General features: G+C 64.1%; 19 protein-coding genes and 1 other annotated feature. Of the genes, 16 read left to right on the top strand and 3 right to left on the bottom strand.

Translation table 11 applies throughout. The features are described 5' to 3' along the window. Positions 1 to 7 precede the first annotated feature (7 nt). The 11 genes from dtd to B8V81_RS05445 all read left to right on the top strand — a co-directional run bounded on the left by dtd (position 8) and on the right by B8V81_RS05445 (position 13,449). Entirely contained in the window at positions 8 to 451 is a 444-nt protein-coding gene (dtd, locus tag B8V81_RS05490; protein WP_028597534.1) for a D-aminoacyl-tRNA deacylase, read from the top strand. A gap of 113 nt (positions 452 to 564) precedes the next feature. Continuing rightward, positions 565 to 741 (top strand): hypothetical protein, encoded by a 177-nt coding sequence (locus tag B8V81_RS25125; RefSeq protein WP_153783986.1) that lies wholly within the window; start codon positions 565 to 567, stop codon positions 739 to 741. A gap of 192 nt (positions 742 to 933) precedes the next feature. Further along, positions 934 to 1,179 (top strand) — a binding site (T-box leader). Between the two features lie 110 nt (positions 1,180 to 1,289). Next, complete coding sequence (gene hisS / locus B8V81_RS05485; RefSeq protein WP_028597535.1) at positions 1,290 to 2,540, top strand: histidine--tRNA ligase; 1,251 nt, start codon at positions 1,290 to 1,292, stop codon at positions 2,538 to 2,540. Positions 2,541 to 2,579: 39 nt separating this feature from the next. Continuing rightward, complete coding sequence (aspS, locus tag B8V81_RS05480) at positions 2,580 to 4,412, top strand: aspartate--tRNA ligase (protein ID WP_043110899.1); 1,833 nt, start codon at positions 2,580 to 2,582, stop codon at positions 4,410 to 4,412. 152 nt (positions 4,413 to 4,564) lie between these two features. After that, positions 4,565 to 5,320: a tRNA threonylcarbamoyladenosine dehydratase gene (locus B8V81_RS05475; protein ID WP_101807919.1), complete on the top strand. Its 756-nt coding sequence runs from the start codon at positions 4,565 to 4,567 to the stop codon at positions 5,318 to 5,320. 169 nt (positions 5,321 to 5,489) lie between these two features. After that, positions 5,490 to 6,539 (top strand): adenosine deaminase, encoded by a 1,050-nt coding sequence (gene add, locus B8V81_RS05470; RefSeq protein WP_028597537.1) that lies wholly within the window; start codon positions 5,490 to 5,492, stop codon positions 6,537 to 6,539. A gap of 330 nt (positions 6,540 to 6,869) precedes the next feature. Then, positions 6,870 to 8,195 (top strand): replication-associated recombination protein A, encoded by a 1,326-nt coding sequence (locus tag B8V81_RS05465; protein ID WP_028597538.1) that lies wholly within the window; start codon positions 6,870 to 6,872, stop codon positions 8,193 to 8,195. 1,022 nt (positions 8,196 to 9,217) lie between these two features. After that, entirely contained in the window at positions 9,218 to 10,582 is a 1,365-nt protein-coding gene (locus B8V81_RS05460) for an Nramp family divalent metal transporter (protein ID WP_101807918.1), read from the top strand. 89 nt (positions 10,583 to 10,671) lie between these two features. Beyond that, the gene (locus B8V81_RS05455) at positions 10,672 to 11,238 is read left to right on the top strand and encodes a TetR/AcrR family transcriptional regulator (protein WP_101807917.1); all 567 of its coding nucleotides are present in this window, start codon (positions 10,672 to 10,674) and stop codon (positions 11,236 to 11,238) included. A gap of 50 nt (positions 11,239 to 11,288) precedes the next feature. Continuing rightward, positions 11,289 to 12,257 (top strand): quinone oxidoreductase family protein, encoded by a 969-nt coding sequence (locus tag B8V81_RS05450; protein ID WP_028597541.1) that lies wholly within the window; start codon positions 11,289 to 11,291, stop codon positions 12,255 to 12,257. A gap of 118 nt (positions 12,258 to 12,375) precedes the next feature. Beyond that, complete coding sequence (locus tag B8V81_RS05445) at positions 12,376 to 13,449, top strand: hemolysin family protein (protein ID WP_101807916.1); 1,074 nt, start codon at positions 12,376 to 12,378, stop codon at positions 13,447 to 13,449. A 128-nt stretch (positions 13,450 to 13,577) separates the two neighbouring features. On the opposite strand, the gene B8V81_RS05440 is transcribed toward B8V81_RS05445, so the two are convergent. Continuing rightward, complete coding sequence (locus B8V81_RS05440) at positions 13,578 to 14,093, bottom strand: SRPBCC family protein (protein WP_052332952.1); 516 nt, start codon at positions 14,091 to 14,093, stop codon at positions 13,578 to 13,580. 379 nt (positions 14,094 to 14,472) lie between these two features. On the opposite strand from B8V81_RS05440, the gene B8V81_RS05435 reads away from it, so the two are divergent. Continuing rightward, positions 14,473 to 15,489, top strand: coding sequence for a daunorubicin resistance protein DrrA family ABC transporter ATP-binding protein (locus B8V81_RS05435; protein ID WP_028597543.1), 1,017 nt, complete (start codon positions 14,473 to 14,475; stop codon positions 15,487 to 15,489). Beyond that, complete coding sequence (locus B8V81_RS05430; RefSeq protein WP_028597544.1) at positions 15,486 to 16,301, top strand: ABC transporter permease; 816 nt, start codon at positions 15,486 to 15,488, stop codon at positions 16,299 to 16,301. The genes B8V81_RS05435 and B8V81_RS05430 overlap by 4 nt, the downstream gene beginning before the upstream one ends. Before the next feature lie 145 nt (positions 16,302 to 16,446). Here the strand turns inward: B8V81_RS05430 and B8V81_RS05425 are convergent, their stop codons facing one another. Continuing rightward, positions 16,447 to 16,776, bottom strand: a complete 330-nt coding sequence (locus B8V81_RS05425) for a hypothetical protein (protein WP_146000457.1) — start codon at positions 16,774 to 16,776, stop codon at positions 16,447 to 16,449. Positions 16,777 to 17,093: 317 nt separating this feature from the next. After that, positions 17,094 to 18,236: a tRNA 2-thiouridine(34) synthase MnmA gene (gene mnmA / locus B8V81_RS05420; protein ID WP_101807915.1), complete on the bottom strand. Its 1,143-nt coding sequence runs from the start codon at positions 18,234 to 18,236 to the stop codon at positions 17,094 to 17,096. 255 nt (positions 18,237 to 18,491) lie between these two features. On the opposite strand from mnmA, the gene cymR reads away from it, so the two are divergent. From cymR to B8V81_RS05405, 3 genes are read left to right on the top strand one after another with little or no spacing between them, the layout of a single operon-like run. After that, positions 18,492 to 18,911 carry a cysteine metabolism transcriptional regulator CymR gene (cymR, locus tag B8V81_RS05415; RefSeq protein WP_028597547.1) on the top strand — a complete coding sequence of 140 codons (420 nt, stop codon included), beginning with the start codon at positions 18,492 to 18,494 and terminating at the stop codon, positions 18,909 to 18,911. Positions 18,912 to 18,940: 29 nt separating this feature from the next. Continuing rightward, positions 18,941 to 20,092, top strand: a complete 1,152-nt coding sequence (locus B8V81_RS05410) for a cysteine desulfurase family protein (RefSeq protein WP_101807914.1) — start codon at positions 18,941 to 18,943, stop codon at positions 20,090 to 20,092. Positions 20,093 to 20,104: 12 nt separating this feature from the next. Beyond that, entirely contained in the window at positions 20,105 to 20,656 is a 552-nt protein-coding gene (locus tag B8V81_RS05405) for a PRC-barrel domain-containing protein (protein ID WP_228551615.1), read from the top strand. Positions 20,657 to 20,677: the final 21 nt, after the last annotated feature.

Raw genomic sequence — 20,677 nt, 5'->3', positions numbered from 1 at the left:
GCATGCCGTGAAAGTAGTCGTGCAGCGCTGCTCGTCGGCTCACGTAGCCGTCGACGGCGAGACGACGGGCCGCATCGGGCGGGGACTCCTGCTGCTCGTCGGCCTCACCCATGAGGACGGCGAGGCGGATTTGCGCTGGATGGCCGACAAGATCGCCGGGCTGCGCATCTTCGAGGACGAGTCCGGCAAAATGAACCTCAGCGTCAAGGAAGCGGGCGGCGACATCCTTTCGGTGTCGCAGTTCACGCTTTATGGCGACGCCCGCAAGGGCCGGCGGCCGAACTTCATGGCGGCGGCCCGCCCGGAGCAGGCGGAGCCGCTGTACGAGGCGTTCAACGAAGCGCTGCGCTCAGCCGGACTCAAGGTCGAGACCGGCCGCTTCGGCGCGATGATGGACGTGGCGCTCGTCAATGACGGGCCGGTCACGCTGGTGATCGACAGCAAGGAGTAAGTCGGATCGAACGGCCTCCCCGGCGACGATTAAGTCCGGGCGGGCGTGGCAACACTACTTATCGGAATGGTTCGCGGTAATCGTGGCTCAATTTTCGAAAGGAAGTGCATGTCATGCGAGTGGGACGCAAGCAGCTCGTGCTGGGCGCCGCGGGGCGCCGTCTGCTGCAGGCCGAACGGCGGGAGGCGCTGCTGCTGGAGGAGCTGGAGGAGGATCTCGAATTCGCGGAGGACTGGGCCTGCTCGGCACCGCTGCCGGAACGCAAGCAGCCCGAGCCTGACCGCCCTTGACCGTTTTGTCATCGAATTGTAATCCGACCGGAACGCTGCCTTAACATAAGAGGGCTATACTGAACCTCGACCCCCTTTTTAATAGGTTCACCTGTTGCCCGGAGCTGCCGCTCCGGGTCCTTTTTTTGCCGGCGGCGCCACGCTTCTTGACTTGATCCCTGCAGCGCGGTAGAATGGTGGAAATTCACTCATATGACTTCGATGATGGGAACGAGTAGTTCAGCGCACATACGCAGAGAGGGACGCCGTTACGGCTGCAAGCGTCCTTATGGTGGCTGAAGGAAGGACATCCCGGAGAACGGTCGGCGAACGAGGAACGAAAGTAGCCGATCGCGTGTGGCGGGCGTTAACCGCATCGGAGCGGACGCGCGGGCTGGCCATGGCCTTCGCATTCGGAATCAGGGTGGCACCACGGGAGATACAGCTCTCGTCCCTGGCGACATGTCGTCGCCGGCGGACGGGAGCTTTTTGCTGTTCCGCAGCGCGGGGACGCAACCGACGCAAGACGCAAGACGCAAGCGATGCAAGAGAGACAGGAGGGGCGCTACATGAAATTTCAAAAAATGCCGGGCACGCAGGACCTGCTTCCCGGAGCGGTCGAGCGCTGGCAGCTCGTCGAGGCCAAGGCGCGGGAAATTTGCCGACGCTTCAACTTCCGGGAAATCCGCACGCCGATCTTCGAATCGACGGATCTGTTCCGCCGCGGCGTCGGCGAGACGACCGACATCGTCGAAAAGGAGATGTACACGTTCGAGGACCGCGGCGGACGCAGCCTGACGCTCCGTCCGGAGGGCACGGCGGGCGTCGTGCGCGCCTACGCCGAGAACAAGCTGTACGGCGAGCCCGATTTGACTAAGCTGTATTACATCGGTCCGATGTTCCGCTACGAGCGCCAGCAGGCGGGCCGCTACCGCCAGTTCCACCAGTTCGGCGTGGAGGCGCTCGGCTCGGCGGAGCCTGCGCTCGACGCCGAGGTGATCGCGCTCGGCTACACCTTCTACACCGAGGTCGGACTGCGCGGCGTGCGCGTCGAGATCAACTCCGTCGGCACGCCGGAGGTGCGGGCGGACTTCCGCGCCAAGCTGCTCGGCTTCCTCGAGCCGAAGCGGCAGCTGCTCTGCAAGGACTGCCAGTCGCGCATGGACCGCAACCCGCTGCGCGTACTCGACTGCAAGGTCGATCAGGCGCATTTCGAAGGCGCGCCGTCGATTCTCGACAGCCTCGACGAAGCATGCGCGGACCACTTCGCCAAGGTGAAAGCGGGCCTCGACGACATGGGCATCCCGTACGAAATCAATCCGCGCCTCGTGCGCGGCCTCGACTACTACACCCACACCGCCTTCGAGTTCAAGGCGGAGGGCATCGGCGCGATCGACACGATCGGCGGCGGCGGCCGCTACAACGGCCTCGTCGGCGAGATCGGCGGACCGGATCAGCCTGGCGTCGGCCTCGGCCTCGGCCTCGAGCGCACGGTGCTCATCCTCGAGCATCAGCAGGGCGAGGCTTCGACGGCGCAGCCGCTGGATGTCTACCTGGTCGCTCTCGGCGAGGCGGCCGAGCGCGAAGTGTCCCGGCAGCTGCACGCGCTCCGCGCGGCAGGACTGTCGGCGGATCGCGACTACCAGGGACGCAAGATGAAAGCCCAGATGAAATCGGCCGACCGCTACGCCGCCCGGTTCACGGCGATCCTCGGCGACGACGAGCTGGCGCAAGGCCAAATCGCGCTCAAGCGAATGGATACGGGCGAGCAGCGGATGGTGCCGCTCGGCGAGCTGGCCGCGGCAATCCAGGGCGAATAGCGCAATCATGCAGAAATTACCGACAAGGAGTGGGGATTAATGAGCAGCATCATTCATTGCGGACGCCTGAGCAAGGCGGACGTAGGCAAGACCGTTGAACTGAAAGGATGGGTGCAGCGCCGCCGCGACCTCGGAGGCGTCCTGTTCATCGACCTGCGCGACCGCACGGGCATCGTGCAGATCGTTTTCAACCCGGACTTCTCCGGCGATGCGCTGGCAGTCGCCGACCGCGCGCGCAGCGAGTACGTGCTTGCCGTCAAGGGCAAGGTCGTCGAGCGGGACGAGGAAACGCGCAACCCGAACCTGGAAACGGGCGAAATTGAAGTGCGCGTCACCGAGATCGAGGTGCTGAACGCGGCCAAGACGCCGCCGTTCCCGATCGAGGACGGCATCGAGGTCGACGAGACGCTGCGCTTGAAGTACCGCTATCTGGACCTGCGCCGTCCGGAAATGCAGCGCACGCTGCTGCTCCGCTCCAAGGCGGCCAAAATCTTCCGCGACTTCCTCGACGGCGAGCAGTTCGTCGAGGTGGAGACGCCGATCCTGACCAAGAGCTCGCCGGAAGGCGCACGCGATTACCTCGTGCCGAGTCGCGTGCATGCGGAGGAATTCTTCGCGCTGCCGCAGTCGCCGCAGCTGTACAAGCAGCTGCTCATGGTCGGCGGCATCGAGCGCTATTACCAGATCGCTCGCTGCTTCCGCGACGAGGACCTGCGCGCCGACCGCCAGCCGGAGTTCACCCAGGTCGACATCGAGACGTCCTTCCTGAGTCAGGACGAGCTGCTCGCCATGATGGAGAGCCTCGCCCAGCGCCTGTTCAAGGAGACGATCGGCGTCGACATCCCGGCTCCGTTCCAGCGCATCACTTACGCCGACGCCATCGACAAGTACGGCTCGGACAAGCCGGACCTGCGCTTCGGCCTGGAGATCGAGGACATCACGGACATCGTCTCGACGAGCGACGTCAAGGTATTCGCCAGCGTCGCGGCGGGCGGCGGCGTCGTGCGCGCGCTCAACGCCAAGGGCTGCGCGGGCTGGAGCCGCAAGGAGCTCGACGACCTGCAGCCGTTCGCGGCCCGCTACGGCGGCAAAGGCCTGGCCTGGATCACCGTCAAGGACGGCGAATGGCGCGGACCGATCGTCAAGTTCCTAAAGGCCGAAGAAATCCAGGCGCTCACCGAGCGGCTCGGGGTGGAAGAGGGAGACCTGCTCACGTTCTCCGCGGACAAGAAGAAGGTCGTCGCCGACGTGCTCGGCAACCTGCGCCTGAAGGTCGGACGCCAGCTCGGCCTGATCGACGACTCGGCGTACAAGTTCGCCTGGGTCGTGGACTTCCCGCTGCTCGGCTGGGACGAGGAAGCGAAGCGCTACGTGGCGGAGCATCATCCGTTCACCCGTCCGAAGGACGAGGACCTGCATCTGTTCGAGACCGATCCGGGCGCGATCCGCGCGCAAGCGTACGATCTCGTGCTGAACGGCTACGAGGTCGGCGGCGGCTCGATGCGGATCTACAAGCGCGAGGTGCAGGAGCAGATGTTCCAGGCGCTCGGCTTCTCGATGGAAGAAGCGCATGACAAGTTCGGCTTCCTGCTGGACGCGTTCGAGTACGGCACGCCTCCGCACGGCGGCATCGCGTTCGGCTTCGACCGCCTCGTCATGCTGCTGACGAACCGCAGCAACCTGCGCGAGACGATCGCCTTCCCGAAAACGGCCAGCGCGACCGACCTGCTCATGGACGCTCCGGCGCAGGTCGACCTTGCCCAGTTGCAGCAGCTGCACATCCGCACCGTGCCGAAGCCGGGCTCCAAGCCGGCCGCGCCGCAAGGCGGCCAGCCGGCCGAAGCGGCAGCAGGGGCCCCGGCCCAAGGCTAGCCGCCAGCCGCGGACAAGACGCAACTCGCCCGAAGCGGCGGCAAGCCCGCTGCTTCGGACCATAGCACGGCCGCCAAAGCCGCACCGGCTCCGGTGCGGCTTTGGCATCGCCCGCGGGCAAGATAACCCAAGAGGAAAGGAAGGCGAAAGCCATGTTGAACCAATTTTCCCGCACCGAGCTCGCGTTCGGTCCGGAAGGCATCGACGTCATGAAGCGCAGCACGGTCGCCGTGCTCGGCATCGGCGGCGTCGGCTCGATCGCCGCGGAGGCGCTCGCGCGCACCGGCGTCGGCCGGATCATCCTGATCGACAAGGATGTCGTCGACATTACCAACATCAACCGCCAGATCCACGCTTTGACGACGACGGTCGGCCAGCCGAAGGCGGATCTGATGCGCGACCGCATCCAGCTCATCAACCCGGAGTGCGAGGCGATCAGCCTGCGCATGTTCTATACGGAGGAAACGTACGAAAAGCTGTTCGAGTACCCGCTCGACTACGTGCTCGACGCCTCCGACACGATCTCGTACAAGGTGCATCTCATCAAGCAGTGCCTGGAGCGGAACATTCCGATCATCTCCAGCATGGGCGCGGCCAACAAGATGGACCCAACGAAGTTCACGGTGACGGACATCTCCAAGACGCATACCGATCCGATCGCGCGCGTCGTCCGCCAGAAGCTGCGCCGGGAAGGCGTGCGCAAGGGCGTGAAGGTCGTCTTCTCGTCGGAGATGCCCAAAAAGCCGCGCGAGGACGTGACGCAGCGGATCGTGCCGGACAACGCGCCCGAGATCCGCAAGGCGCAGCAGCCGCCGGCGAGCAACGCGTTCGTGCCGCCGGTCGCGGGCCTCATCATGGTGAGCGTCGCCGTGCGCGACCTGCTGGAGAAGAACGGCGTCGAGGTATAGGCGGGGGCATGCGGGCCGGATGCCGAACCTAAACGGTTTCATCCATTCGCATCTAGGTTAGGTCAATGTCATATATTTTGGGAATAAGCCTATTTTGGGTCAGGTATATTGACATTGATCTTGTGAGGAAGTACCATCGTTCTAATACCCTGCGGGAAGGTGATGGACGATGGAGATGAGTTTGATGCGCCGCTTGCCTAAGATCGAGCTTCATTGCCATCTGGATGGAAGCGTGCGTCCGGCGACGGCGGCCGAGATCGCGGAGGAGGAAGGGATCGAGCTCAGCTGCGCCGATCTGCGCGAGCTGACCGGCCGGATGACGGCGCCGCCTTCCTGCTCGAGCCTGGTCGAGTATCTGGAACGGTTCGAGCTGCCGCTGCTGCTCATGCAGACGCGCTCGGCGCTGAGGCGGATCGCCTATGAGGCGGCGGAGGACGCCGCGCTCGACAACGTCCGCTATCTGGAGGTTCGGTTCGCGCCACAGCTGCATACGCGCGGTGGCTTGTCCGTAGACGAGATCGTCACGTCGGTGGCGGCGGGTCTGGCAGAGGCCGAGGCCAAATACGGCCACTGCGTGCGCATGATCCTCATCTGCATGCGCCATCACGGCCAGATGGACAACGAGGAGGTCGTGCGCGCCGCCAGCCGGTTCATGCCGCTCGGCGTCGTCGGCGTCGATCTGGCGGGCGACGAGGCCGGCTACCCGAACGAGCTGCATGCCGAGGTGTTCGAGCTGGCGCATCGGCTCGGCCTGCCGATCACGATCCACGCCGGCGAGGCGGCCGGAGCGTGCAGCATCCGCTGCGCGGTCGAGAAGCTGCGCGCCCGCCGCATCGGACACGGCGTCCGCCTGCGCGAGGACGCGGAGGTGACGCAGCTCATCCGCGAGCGCCGCATCCCGCTCGAGCTGTGCGTCATCAGCAATGTGCAGACCAAAGCGGTGCCGTCGATGGATCTTCATCCGATCCGCGACTACCTCGACAGCGGACTGCTCGTGACGGTCAATACGGACAATCCGACGGTGTCGGGCACGAACCAGACGCGGGAATACGAAAATCTGGCCCATCGTTTCCGCTTCTCCGAGCGGGACATCAAGAAGGTCGCGCGGCATGCGATCGAGGCCGCTTTCGTCGACGAGGAGCGCAAACGGCAGCTGAAGGCGAGCTTCGAGCGCGAATGGCAGGAGCTCGGCCTGACCGCCGCGGAGGCGCAGGCCTGACCTGCGCTTCCACGGCGTGCACGCAGCCGCAGACGCGCCGGCGTCGCCCCGAGCCGGCGAGCCGTGGCGGTCCGGGCTGCGGCAATCGTAGCTGAAGACGAAGCAAGCAACGATGCCGAACGGCGACGCAGCCGACATAAGACGAGGCGGACGCGAACCGATGTCATCAAGCTCAGGCATGACGGGGCTTGATGACATCGGCCTGCTGGCCGCCTCGTCTTTTTGCCATGCCCGCCCGCGCGCCTTCGGACGCGCAAGCGAACGTTTGTACGCCGAAGCCGCGGTATGGTACACTTTCAGGAGACATTTTTATGAACCGAGGTGGCAGGCATGGACTTGTTCGACTACAAGGAAGAGGAGCGGCAGCCGCGGGCAAGGCTGCTGGCCGATCGGATGCGGCCCCAGACCCTCGACGAATATATCGGCCAGGAAGACGTCGTCGGCCCGGGCACGCTGCTGCGCCGGGCGATCGAGGGCGACCAGGTCAGCTCGCTGCTGCTGTTCGGTCCCCCCGGCAGCGGCAAGACGACGCTCGCCCACATCATCTCCCGCCGGACGGAGGGCGAGTTCGTCAAGCTCAACGCCGTCGACGCGACGGTCAAGGACGTGCGCGACGTCATCGAGCGGGCCAAGAGCTCCAAGTCGCTATACGGGCGCAAGACGATCCTGTTCCTCGACGAGGTGCATCGCTTCAACTCCTCGCGCCAGGACGCGCTGCTGCCTGCGGTGGAGCAGGGCATCATCATCTTCATCGGCGCGACGACCGAGAATCCGTTCCACTCCGTCAACGGAGCCTTGCTGTCGCGCTCGACGCTGTTCCGGCTGCATGCGCTGGAGAGCCGGCATGCGCTGGAGGCGATGCGACGCGCGATCGCCGACAAGGAGCGCGGGCTCGGCTTCATGAAGCTCGACGCGCGGCCCGAGGCGCTGGAGCATATCGCCGGCATGGCGGGCGGCGACATCCGCCGCGCGCTCAACGCGCTGGAGCTCGCTGCGGTGACGACGCCTTCCGAGCCGGACGGCACCGTCGTCGTCACGCTCGAGGTCGCCCAGGAGTCGATCCGCAGCCGTGCCGTGCAGGCTGACGAGTCGACCCAGTACGACGTGCTTTCGGCCTTCCACAAAAGCATCCGAGGCTCCTCCGACGCGGCGCTCTTCTGGTTCCTGTACGCCGTCGAGAAGCTCGGCATGGATCCGATGGTGTTCATCCGCCGCCTCATCGTCGCCTGCAGCGAGGATATCGGCCTCGCCAACCCGCAGGCGATGCTGCAGGCGGTCGCCAGCATGGACGCCTACCACAAGATCGGCTGGCCCGAGGCGAAGTACAACGTCGCGCAAGCGATCCTGTTCGCGGTCGAGAGTCCCAAGTCCAACGCGACCGCGCTCGCCATCGGCAAGGCGATGGCAAAGATGGACGCCGTCGGCACGGCGGAGGTGCCGCTGCATCTGCGCGATACCCACTACAAGGGCTCGCAGCAGCTCGGCCATGTCGGGTACCAGTACCCGCATGACTTTCCCGGCCACTACGTCGACCAGCTCTACTATCCCGAGCGGCTGGCCGGCTCGACCGTCTACGAGGCGACCCGCCAAGGCATGGAGGACAAGATCCGCCATAACCAGCAGCAGCGCCGATCGGCCCCAAGCCAGCGTCGCTGACGCGTAGCTCAAGCCGGCTGATCCCGGCTGACCTATTCATCCGCATCGACCCCGGAGGCTTCAGTCCCGGCCCGTCGCCCACCCAGGCGGCGGGCTTTTTCGCATGACCAGGCGGCAGGCCATTTCGCATGAGGATAGCCTTCTCCGAGCTGCGCGGAAAAACCGAGCAGCTCGGGTCGGATGTGTGGTCGGATGAGGGAGTTGCGCGGAAAAACCGAGTAACTCGGGTCGAACGAGTGCCCGAACGGGGGAGTTGCGCGGAAAAACCGAGTAACTCGAGTCGGAAGTACGGTCGGATGAGGGAGTTGCGCGGAAAAACCGAGCAGCTCGGGTCCAACGTGAGCCCGAACGGGGGAGTTACGCGGAAAAACCGAGCAGCTCGGCTCGAGTGAGTCGAAAAATCGGGTTGCAGACTGTTGGGAGACGTGTCGGTGAGGCAGTAAGTCGAAAAAATCGGGTTACAGGCTGGTAAGAGGCACGATAACCGAATTGCTCAGATGTGAGGGGAGCCAAACGGCGTGCAATCGGGTTGCGGATGGCAAAGCAAAGCGGCGGGGATGTGGAACCGGGGAGCGAAGCGGACGGGGGCTCGTGGAGAAGCGTCAGCGGTTCCCTTGGAGGGCGGATTCCTTCCTTTTGGAAAATAAAATCAAAGGAATCTGGGCTCCAGGGAGATCGGAACGAGTCCCCGCTCCGCGAAGCGGGTTCCGGTATCGGTGTTCTCCCGCTCTGCTAAGCGGGTTCCGGTTTCGATGTTCTGCGACGAGAGGGAATTGGTTTCCCGCTCTGCGAAGCGGGGGCTCCGGTTTCGGTATTCTCCCGCTCCGCGACGAGAGAGTGCCGCCATCGGCCTTCGTCCAGCCGTAAAATTGCCGCTTAACAGCGACAATGTTTAGAGTTAAACTATATAGAGGTGTAACACTTGCGATCCCCTGTCATATTCATAACGGGAGAGGAATCGTCGGCTCTAAAAGTTTCCCTAACTCAACATAGATGTGCGTGCGCAAAAGGAGAGATGAGCGATGAAGAACGAGCGAGCGGTCGGAAACGAAGCGGCGCTGGAATCAGGCGGCTGGAGAAGAAGCGGAGGGGAGCCGTCGCTCGCCGAAGCGAACCGCAGTCTCCAGGTGCCGAGGAAAGGAAGCTGGCTGCGCAAGCTGCTCGCCTTCATGGGACCGGGCTATCTGGTCGCCGTCGGCTACATGGATCCCGGCAACTGGGCGACCGATCTGGCGGGCGGCTCCTTGTTCGGCTACACGCTGCTGTCGGTCGTGCTGCTGTCGAACCTGATCGCGATGGTGCTCCAGTCGCTCGCCGGCAAGCTCGGCATCGTCACCGGGCGCGATCTGGCGCAAGCCTGCCGCGACCACTACAGCAAGCCGGTCGCGCTGATGCTGTGGGCGCTGTGCGAGCTGGCGATCGCCGCCTGCGACCTGGCGGAGCTGATCGGCACGGCGATCGCGCTCAACCTGCTGTTCGGCCTGCCGCTGCTGTGGGGCGTCATCCTCACCTCGCTCGACGTCATGCTCGTGCTGCTGCTGCAGAACAAGGGCTTCCGCTACATGGAGGCGCTCGTCATCGTGCTGATCGGCACGATCGGCGGCTGCTTCCTGCTGGAGCTGATCTGGGCGCAGCCGGTCGTAGCCGACGTCCTGAAAGGCTTCGTTCCGTCTGGCCAGATCGTGTCCAACCCGGCCATGCTCTACATCGCGATCGGGATCCTCGGCGCGACGGTCATGCCGCATAATCTGTACCTGCACTCCTCGATCGTGCAGACGAGGCGCTTCGAGCAGACGCCGCTGGGCAAAAAAGAAGCGATCCGCTTCTCCACGATCGACTCGACGATCGCGCTCGGGCTGGCGCTGTTCATCAACGCCGCGATCCTGATCGTCGCCGGAGCGGTGTTCCACACGAGCGGCCATACGGACATCGCCGAAATCGGCGACGCCTACCGGCTGATGGCGCCGCTCATGGGCGGCGCGGCAGCGAGCGTGCTGTTCGGCGTGGCGCTGCTCGCCGCCGGCCAGAACTCGACGCTGACCGGCACGCTCGCCGGCCAGATCGTCATGGAGGGCTTCCTCGGCTTGCGCATGAAGCCTTGGCTGCGGCGGCTCATCACCCGCCTCATCGCGCTCGTGCCGGCCGTCATCGTGACGGCGCTCTACGGCGAGAGGGGCACGACCGAGCTGCTCATCTTCAGCCAGGTCATCCTGTCGCTGCAGCTCAGCTTCGCCGTCTTCCCGCTTGTCAAGTTCACGAGCGATCCGCGCAAGATGGGCGAATTCGCCAACCGTCCGCTGCTCAAGGCCGTCGCCTGGAGCTGCGCGGCGCTGATCGCGGTGCTGAACCTGTATTTGCTCGCGATGACCGTGGGCGGCTGGTTCTGATCCTGCAAAAGGGCGGAGGCAACAGAAAAAAAACAGCATGCAGTTATTTTTATCTTGAATGAACGTTCCAAAACTGCTATAGTCGAAACATGGCCAGATCGAAAACTTTTGATGTTGATGCCGCTCTTGACGCCGCGACGAACGTGTTCCGCCAATACGGATTCGAAGGCACGTCAGCGCAGATGATTGTTGATGCGATGGGAATCGGTCGCCAGAGCCTCTACGACACTTTCGGCGACAAGTGGCAGCTCTATTTGACAGTAGTCCGTCGTTATGCCGTCTCGGAGAGCAGCGCGCATCGTGCAGCACTGGGTCAAGGGGAGCGCGCGGTCGACGGCATCCGGGCGATGCTCCACCGGGTCGTGCGCGAGGCCTACACTCCTTGTCTCGGCGTCAGCTCGATTGCCGAATTCGGATGCTCGCGTCCCGAGCTCACGGCGGTCAATGCTGCGGCCGAGCGCGAGCTTCGCGCCGTCATGATTGAAAGCATCCGCAAGGCGCAGTCCGAAGGTGATATCGCCGAAGGACTCGATCCCGATCAACTGGTGACTTTCCTCATTGCAAGCATCTCAGGCATTCGGCTTGCGGCTCGTGGCGGAGCTCAGCCGAATGATCTCGCCAATCTTGGCGAAATGGCGCTTCGGATAGTACGATAGCCATTTTTTTTTGCTAATAACGGAACGATCATTCAAGAAAGGTGATGACGATGAAAGCGATTGTAATGAATGGGGTCGGCGAAGCCGACCGACTTGAATATGTGGAGCGCCCTGATCCCATGCCCGGAGTCGGAGAAGTACGGATTGATGTCGCTGCTGCTGGAGTCAATTTCATGGATATCGGTGTCCGGCGCGGGAGCGCATGGGTGGAAATGCCCAACCCGAAAATTTTAGGCGTGGAGGGCGCGGGGCGCATTGAGGCGGTTGGAGAAGGCGTGACGGACTTCGCTGTCGGAGACCGCGTGGCATGGGTCTTTGTGCCTGGCAGCTATGCCGGGAAGCTGGTCGCGCCTGTCGATTCGCTCGTTCGCATTCCAAACGCCATCGATGACCGAACTGCCGCTGCGGTCATGATGCAGGGGTTGACCGCCAGCCACTTCGCCACCGACTTCTATCCCGTACAGGCAGGCGACTCCGTGCTCGTCCATGCGGCGGCTGGCGGCCTCGGCCAGCTCCTCACCCAGATCGTAAAGCTGCGCGGCGGCACGGTAATCGGTCGCGTATCCAGTGAAGAAAAGGCTGAAGCGGCGCGCAAGGCCGGCGCCGATCACGTCATCGTCGACAGGGAAGGAAAGTTTGCTGAGCAAGTACGCGACCTGACTAACGGCGAGGGCGTGCATATCGTCTACGACGGATCCGGTCCAACGACATTTGCGGGGTCGATGGCGGCTCTGCGCCGTTCGGGAACGTTCTGCTGGTACGGACCCGTTCTCGGCGGTCCCGGCTCGTTGGATATCATGAGCTTGCCGAAAAGCATCAAGCTGGGCTATGCCGTCTTCACCGACCACATTCCCACGACCGCGCTGCTGCGTGAGCGCGCCGCGCGCCTTTTCGATTGGATTGCTCAAGGCAAGCTGAACATTGAGCTCGGCGGCGTTTATCCGTTGACAGAAGCTGCGAAAGCTCACCGTGAGATGGAAAGCCGCCGGACAACCGGCAAGCTCCTCCTCATTCCCTGACAAGCCTGAAGCTTGAATATTGCGGCTCCTCCGTCCATACACATAGAGATAATCGACTTGAACTGGAGGAGGTGCGCCCGACTTCCGCATCCGTCAAGGAGCGGAAGAAGGGAAGAGCGTGTCCGACGACCCCTTGCCGCTCGGCATCAGCTTGCTGCTTATTGTGCTTCTCGTTTTCCTGAACGGCTTTTTTGTCGCCGCGCAGCTCGCGATGGTGAAAGTACGCGGTAGCCGCATCAGCGCTCTCGTCTCCGAAGGCAACGGTAAGGCGCGGTTCGCCTCCCGCCTGACCGGCAGCCTCGATTCCTTCGTCTCCGTCTGCCAGCTCGGCATTACGCTCGCCTCGCTCGGCCTCGGCTGGGTCGGGGAGCCGGCCGTCGCGGCGCTGCTCGAGCCGCTGCTGCTGCGCTTCGGCTTCGGCGGTCCGGCGGCCGGGACCGTCACGTTCGTCGCCGCCTTCGGCTTCATCGCCTTGTTCCACATCGTGCTCGGCCAGCTCGCTCCCAAGACGCTTGCCATCCGCCAGGCCGAAAAGGTGACGCTCTGGACCTCGCGCCCGCTTATCCTGCTCCACTCGCTGCTCTATCCCGTCATCCGCGTGCTGGACAGCATGGCCGGCCGGCTGCTGCGCTGGAGCGGACTCGAGCCGGCTTCCGGGCCGGAGCCGGCGCATAACGAGGAGGAGCTGCGCCTGCTCATGCAGGAGAGCCGCAGGAGCGGGCTGATCGATCCGGCGGAGCTGACGCTCATGGACAATATTTTCGACTTTGCGGATACGCAGGCGAGGGAGATCATGATTCCGCGGACGGACATGGTCTGCCTGTTCGTGGACCGTTCGCTGGAGGAGAATAAAGCCGCCGCCCTGCAGCGCATGTTCACACGCTATCCGGTATGCGACGGCGACAAGGACGACGTGATCGGCTTCGTCCACATCAAGGACCTGCTCCGCGCGGGCATGCAGGCGACCGACCTGCACGGCCTGATCCGTCCGGTGGCGGCGGTGCCGGCGTCGACGCGCATCCATGCGCTGCTGGCAAGGATGCAGCAGGACAAGGCGCAGCTCGCGATCCTGATCGACGAATACGGCGGCACGGCGGGGCTGGTGACGCTGGAGGACATCGTGGAGGAGATCGTCGGCGACATCACCGACGAGTTCGACGCGGAGCGGAGCCTGCGCGATACGGGCAGCTGAAAGGCCGGCCGAAGGCAGGCAGCAGCCTGCCCTCGGCGCCAGCCAGGGCGTCGGCAGTCAGCATTCAGCAGTCAGCAGTCAGCATTCATAAGGCTGTTTCGGGCATCCGTCCCTTCTGGACGTCCGAATCAGCCTTTTTCGCGGTCCATGCGGCGGAGGCAGGCCGCCAGCCGATCCCAGGTCTGGCTCATGCCTTCGACGACGCCGAGCTTGAGCGAGCGCTTCAGCGCCTGGGAAGAGACGAACTCGGCGCGGCTCGCGAGCCGGGTGCGGCCGCCTTCCTCCCGGAACTCCAGGGAGACGAGCAGGCCCTGTCCCTCGGGCACGGCTCCGGACTCGTCCGCGGCGTAGTCCTCGTAGACGAGCCGCTCGTTTTCCTGCAGCTCGCGGTAGACGAACTTGCCCCAAGTCTTCCGGCTGCCGTCCTCGGCTGCAAGCCCGTAATGCCAAAAGCCGCCCGGCTGCAGCTCCATGCGGCTCTCCGCCACCGTCCAGCCCTTCGGCCCCCACCACTCGCGGAGCAGCTCCTCCTCCGTATAGGCCCGGTACAGCTGCGAGGGCGAGGCCTCGAAAGCCCGCTCCAGCAGCAGCGTGTTTCCTTTAGCCTTGGAGACGACCGCAGGCGCCGGTTTTCGTTTCAACATCAAGCATCGATCCTCTCTGTCGCTTCAATTGAATTCTATTATGGGGGAGAGCGCCCGGCCATTCAAGGCGCCTATGCCGAGCCGCGTCCGTATTCCGGCGTCCGCATGCCGCGGAAGGCGGGGCTTCGCGACTGCCGCGCCGGCGTCGCTCCCGCTCACGGACAAGCGGCATCCTCTCGACGTCGCTGGCCAAAAAAACAAAAAGGGCGAATTCCCTTGCACGGTTCCGTCCGCGCCGCAGGAACAGCCTGCACCCCAATCTGCTTCTCGCAATCCATCATCCATAAATGCCTCGCGATTTCCTTTGATTCGGTTCAAATCGAGTTCACATTCGAGGGTTATGCTTGCAGCGAACGATAACCAGGGAGGATGAACAACGATGAAATCCAATCCAGCCAGCACGAGCGAGTGGGCGGTCGAAGCGCGCGGACTCGTGAAGCAGTTCGGCGACAATCGGGCTGTCGACGGCGTGGACCTGAAGGTGCGCGCCGGCTCGATCTATGGCGTGCTCGGCCCGAACGGAGCGGGCAAGACGACGACGATCCGCATGCTCGCGACGCTGCTGCGCCCCGATGCGGGCGAGGCGCGCATCTTCGGCGTCGACGTGATGCAGAAGCCGCAGCAGGTGCGGCAGCTGATCGGCGTGACGGGACAGTACGCCTCGGTCGACGAGTCGCTAAGCGCGACCGAGAATCTCGTAATCTTCTCTAGGTTGCTCGGTCTTGGCCGCGCCGAGTCGCGCCAAAAGGCGGCGGAGCTGCTGGAGGAATTCGGCTTGACCGAAGCGGCCAAGCGGCCGCTCAAAAACTTCTCCGGAGGCATGCGCAGGCGGCTTGATCTGGCGGCCAGCCTGATCTCGCAGCCGCCGCTCATCTTCCTCGACGAGCCGACGACGGGCCTTGATCCGCGGACGCGGGCGCAGATGTGGGACACGATCCGCAGGCTCGTCAAAAGCGGCTCGACCGTGCTGCTGACGACGCAGTATCTGGACGAGGCCGACCAGCTGGCTGACCGCATCGCGGTCATCGACCGCGGTCGCGTCGTCGCCGAGGGCACCGGAGACGAGCTGAAGGCGTCGGTCGGCAGCTCGTCGCTCCATCTGCGCGTGACGGATCCGGGCCAGATCGCGACCGCCCGCGAGACGGTGGAGCGCGTGCTTCAGACCCGCTCCAGCGCGACGGCGGAAGCCGGGCGGATTACCGCTCCGATGGCGGAGGCCGGCCAGGTGACCGACCTGCTGATCGCCCTGCGCGGCGCCGGCGTCGACTTGGCGGAGATCAGCGTGCAGAAGCCGACGCTCGACGAAGTGTTCCTGACGATAACCGGCAGCGGACCGGCGGCTACGGCGCCGGACGCGTCCAGCGCCAACGAACGAATGGAGGCTAGAAACGCATGAAGACCGAAATTGCGCCGGCAGGCGCTTCCAGGCGGATCGTCCAGCGGGGCGGCATCGTCCAGGCCTTCCGCAACTCGCTGACGATGGCGTACCGAGGGCTGCTCAAGATCAAGCGGACGCCGGAGCAGCTGTTCGACGTGACGCTGCAGCCGATTCTGTTCACGCTCATGTTCACGTACATTTTCGGCGGCGCCATCTCCGGCGACGTGGCCAGCTATTTGCCGGTCATCATCCCCGGCATCCTCGTGCAGACGGTCATCGGCACTTCGATCGTCACCGGCGTGCAGCTGCGCGAGGATATGGACAAAGGCGTGTTCGACCGCTTCAAGTCGCTGCCGATCGCGCGCATCGCGCCGCTCGCCGGCTCGCTCCTCGCCGATACGGTGCGGTATACGATCGCCACGGTGCTGACCTTCGTCATGGGCTATCTGATGGGCTACCGTCCCGAGGGCGGCCTCGGCTACGTGGCCATCGCCGCCGTGCTCGTCATCGTCTGCTCGTGGGCGGTCAGCTGGATCTTCGCCTTTTTCGGCGTCATCGCCCGCAGCGCCTCCAGCGTCCAGGGCATCTCGATGATCGTGCTGTTCCCGCTGACGTTCCTGTCCAACGCGTTCGTGCCGGTCGAGACGATGCCGGATTGGCTGCAGTGGTTCGTAAAGTTCAATCCGGTCTCGCATCTGGTCAGCGCCGTGCGCGATCTGGCGAACGAAGGGACGCTCGGGGCCGAGGTCGGCTGGTCGCTGCTCGCCGCGGCCGCCATCGTCGCGATCTTCGCGCCGCTGACAGTGAAGGCGTATATGCGCCGCACTTGAGGGCTTGAGCGCCGGCGTGCTCGAACCGTCCTGTGGCTTATTCTTATTCGGGCGGAAAACATTTAGGGACACCCTTCTAGAACGGGCTCGCTGAAGCTGATCGGCGCTAGGGAGCGCCGGTCAGCTGAAGGAAAGTCGGCGCTCCCTAGCGCCGCAGCCAAGGAGACACGCTTGCTGAAGGAAAATCGGCGCTAGCAATCGCCGCAGCCAAGGAGATGCGCTCGCTGAATTGCTGCACGACGAAAAAGGGTCTGTCCCGAAGGTCATCGACGATGACCGGGGACAGACCCTTTCCATTCTCGGCCTGAACCGGCGGATCCAAGGCAGAAAAGTGCCTTGGATCCGAAATCTCGGCCTGAACCGACGGATCCAAGGCAGAAAAGTGCCTTGGATTCCGAATCTCGGCCTGAACCGGCGGATCCAAGGCAGAAAAGTGCCTTGGATCCGAAATCTCGGCCCGAATCGGCGGATCCAAGGCAGAAAAGTGCCTTGGATCCGAAATCTCGGCCCTAATCGGCGAATCCAAGGCAGAAAAGTGCCTTGGATCCGAAATTTCGGCCCTAATCGGCGAATCCAAGGCAGAAAAGTGCCTTGGATCCAGAAATCTCGGCCTGAATCGGCGAATCCAGGGCACAAATGTGCCTTGGATTCCCGATCTCGGCCTGAACCGAAAGATCCAAGGCAGAAAAGTGCCTTGGATCCCCATTCTCGGCCTGAACCGACGGCTCCAAGGCAGAAAAGCGCCTTGGATTCCCAATTCCGGCATCATTCCCGGCCGTCCCGCCGCCTCCGTCAGGCGCGGCCGGACTCCGCGAACGTCCGCTCGTCGACGAGCGACACGGTCTCGATCGTGCCGCCGCCGAGGCAGCGCTCGCCGTCGTAGAACACGACCGCTTGTCCGGGCGTGACCGCCTTTTGCGGCTGGTCGAACACGACCTCCGCGCCGCCGTCCGGACGAAGCCGCAGCGTGACGCCCTGATCGGGCTGCCGGTAGCGGAACTTGGCCGTGCAGCGGATGTCGCCCGCCGGACGCTGCGGGTCGATCCAGTTGACCTCGCTCGCGGTCAGCGAGGAGGAGTACAGGCGCGGATGCGCGTCGCCCTGCACGACGTAGAGGATATTCGCCTCCAGATCCTTGTCCGCCACGAACCACGGCTCGCCTGTGCCGGAGCCGCCGATGCCGAGGCCCTGGCGCTGGCCGAGCGTGTAGTACATGAGCCCGTCATGCCGGCCCTTGGTCTCGCCGGTGCGCAGATCGACCATCGGCCCGGACTGGGCCGGCAGGTAGCCGCTCAGGAACTGCTTGAAGTTGCGCTCGCCGATGAAGCAGATGCCGGTGCTGTCCTTCTTGCGGGCAGTCGCGAGGCCGTTCTCCTCGGCGATCCGGCGCACCTCGGGCTTCGGCAGATGGCCGATCGGGAACATCGCCGAGGCGAGCTGCTCCTGGCTGAGCTGATGCAGGAAGTACGTCTGGTCCTTGCCGGCGTCGACGCCGCGCAGCAGCGTCGTGACGCCTTCCTCGTCGCGGACGACGCGCGCGTAATGGCCCGTCGCCAAATAGTCCGCGCCGAGCGACTTGGCCTTGGCGAGGAACTCGCCGAACTTGATCTCGCGGTTGCACATGACGTCCGGATTCGGCGTGCGGCCGCGGCGATACTCGTCGAGGAAGTACGAGAATACCTTGTCGTAATACTGGCGCTCGAAGTTGACCGTATAATAGGGAATTCCGATCTGCTCGCAGACGCGCCGCACGTCCTCGGCATCCTCGTCCGCGCTGCAGACGCCGTTCTCGTCGGTCTCATCCCAGTTCTTCATGAAGATGCCGATGACGTCGTAGCCTTGCTCCTTGAGGAGAAGGGCGGTCACGGACGAATCGACTCCGCCGGACATGCCGACGACAACCCGCTTGGAGCGGTTGCTTTCCTGCGCTGCCATAGTAATCCACCACCTTGACAATCTGGAGCCTTCCCTGCTATTCTGACAACTTGTGTCCGTCCCTGCCGCTGACGGCCGGGCGGGAAGAGTTCTCCCATTGTAGCACAACGGAGCCTAGAGTTTCATCCGATGATGAATTTCTGGCGGCCGAACGCCGAATTTAGCGGACGTACAGCCCTGAACTGTGCTAACATATCAGTATTATGGGAATACCTTGATTTAGTTTGTCGACCAATCAGGGAAAGAGGTGCAGCCATGAAAATTTCTACGAAGGGCCGGTACGGCCTTACCATTATGATGGAGCTTTCCGCCAAGTTCGGAGAAGGCCCGATCTCGCTCAAGAGCATCGCCGAGAAGAATCAGCTGTCGGAGCACTACCTCGAGCAGCTGATCGCTCCTCTGCGCAACGCCGGCCTCGTCAAAAGCATCCGCGGAGCCTACGGCGGCTACATCCTGTCCAAGGACCCGGACACGATTACGGCCGGCGACGTGATCCGCATCCTCGAAGGGCCGATCTCGCCGGTCGACTTCACCGAGGAGGACGATCCGGCCAAGCGCAACCTGTGGCTGCGCATCCGCGACAGCATCGCCGAGGTGCTCGACTCCACGACGCTGCTCGACCTCATCCAATATACGGACAAGAGCGAAGCCGACAGCTATATGTTCTATATTTGATTCCGATTCGAGAAAGGTCTTGAAACGCGATGGAACGGATCTATTACGACCATGCCGCCACGACCCCGCTGCATCCCGAAGCCGCGCGGGCGATGCTCGAGGTGCTGCAGGGGCCTCCGGCGAACGCCTCGAGCCTGCATAGCTTCGGGCGCGACGCCCGCAGGCGGGTGAGCGCGGCGCGGGACGCGATCGCCGCCACGATCGGCTGCCGTCCGGATGAGCTCGTCTTCACCTCCGGCGGGACGGAGGCGGACAACTACGCGCTGCGAGGCGTGCTGGAGGCGCAGGCCGCGAGCGGCAAGCGCCATCTCGTCACGAGCGCGGCCGAGCATCATGCCGTGCTCAAAGAATGCGAGCGGCTGCAGCGCGGCGGCTGGCGCGTCACCGTGCTGCCCGTCGACGGCGACGGTCTCGTCTCGCCCGATCAGCTGCGCGACAGCCTGAGCGACGATACCGGGCTCGTGAGCATCATGTACGCCAACAACGAGACCGGCGTCCTCCAGCCGATCGCGGAGCTGGCGGCGGCGGCGCAGGAGCGCGGGGTGCCGTTCCATACCGATGCGGCCCAGGCGTACGGCAAGCTGCCGATCGACGTCGCCGAGCTGCCGATCTCGCTGATGACGCTCTCGAGCCACAAGATCAACGGCCCGCAAGGAGTCGGCGCGCTGTTCGTGCGCCAAGGCACGCCGCTTGCGCCGCTGCTCGTCGGCGGCTCGCAGGAGCGCAAGCGGCGGGGCGGCACCGAGAATGTCGCCGCCCTCGCCGGATTCGCCCGCGCGGCCGAGCTCGCCGCGCGCGAGCGGGAGCGCCGCGCGGCCGCGATGGAGCAGCTGCGCGAGCTGTGGCTGCGCAGGATGGCGGAGGTTACGGACGGAGCGGCCGTCCTGCTCGGCCATCCCGAGCGGCGGCTGCCGGGCATCGTCAACCTGGCGATTCCCGGCTTCGACCGGGAGTCGCTGCTGATGAATCTCGACCTGGCCGGCATCGCCGCCTCCGGCGGCTCCGCCTGCACGGCGGGCGCGCTGGAGCCTTCGCATGTGCTGCAGGCGATGGGCGTGCCGGAGGAGCTTTCCGGCTCGGCGGTAAGATTCAGCTTCGGATTGGGCAATACTACAGAAGAAATGGAGCTTGCGGCCGAACGCGTTGAAACTTTTCTCGGCCGTAATCGTAAATCTTCTTAGGAGGCGCTTTGCGTGCCGAATGCCGCCGACCGCATGCTGAAGCTGCAGGAAGTCATCGGGCAGCCCGCCTTTTTCGCCGCTTCCGGCGCCCGCGCCGGCAAAATCCGCGACGCCTGGTTCGACGAGCACTGGACGCTGCAGGGCTTCGTGCTCGACGGCTGGTGCTGGCGGCCGGGCCATGCCCGGACCGTGCTGTGGGACGACGTGCTCGTCTGCGGCGCCGACTGCGTGTTCCTCCGCTCGGCCGAGTCGATCGGGGTGAGGCGCCTGAAGTCGCTGCCGCGCTCGTTCCTCGGCGGCTGCGTGCGGCTCAAGGAGCTTCCCGTCGTCACGGCGGAGGGAGATCAGCTCGGCCGGATAAGCGATGTTTATTTTGACCCGAATCAGGGTACACAGGTAGTAGGCTTTGAACTGACGGACGGATTTGTCTCAGACCTTAAGGACGGTCGGAGATGGCTGAGAGCGCCCCGGGATCCGGATGTCTTCTTGTTAGGGGAAGATGCGATTGTCGTCCCGCCGCTGGACGAGAGTGCCCTGGAGCGTGTCGCAGCTTCCGATCCGTAATGTAGGGAGAAATGAATCGAT

It is taken from the genome of Paenibacillus pasadenensis (assembly GCF_002864175.1).
GTDB classification, from domain to species: domain Bacteria; phylum Bacillota; class Bacilli; order Paenibacillales; family Paenibacillaceae; genus Paenibacillus_O; species Paenibacillus_O pasadenensis.
This window is presented reverse-complemented; position numbering and strand designations above follow the sequence as displayed.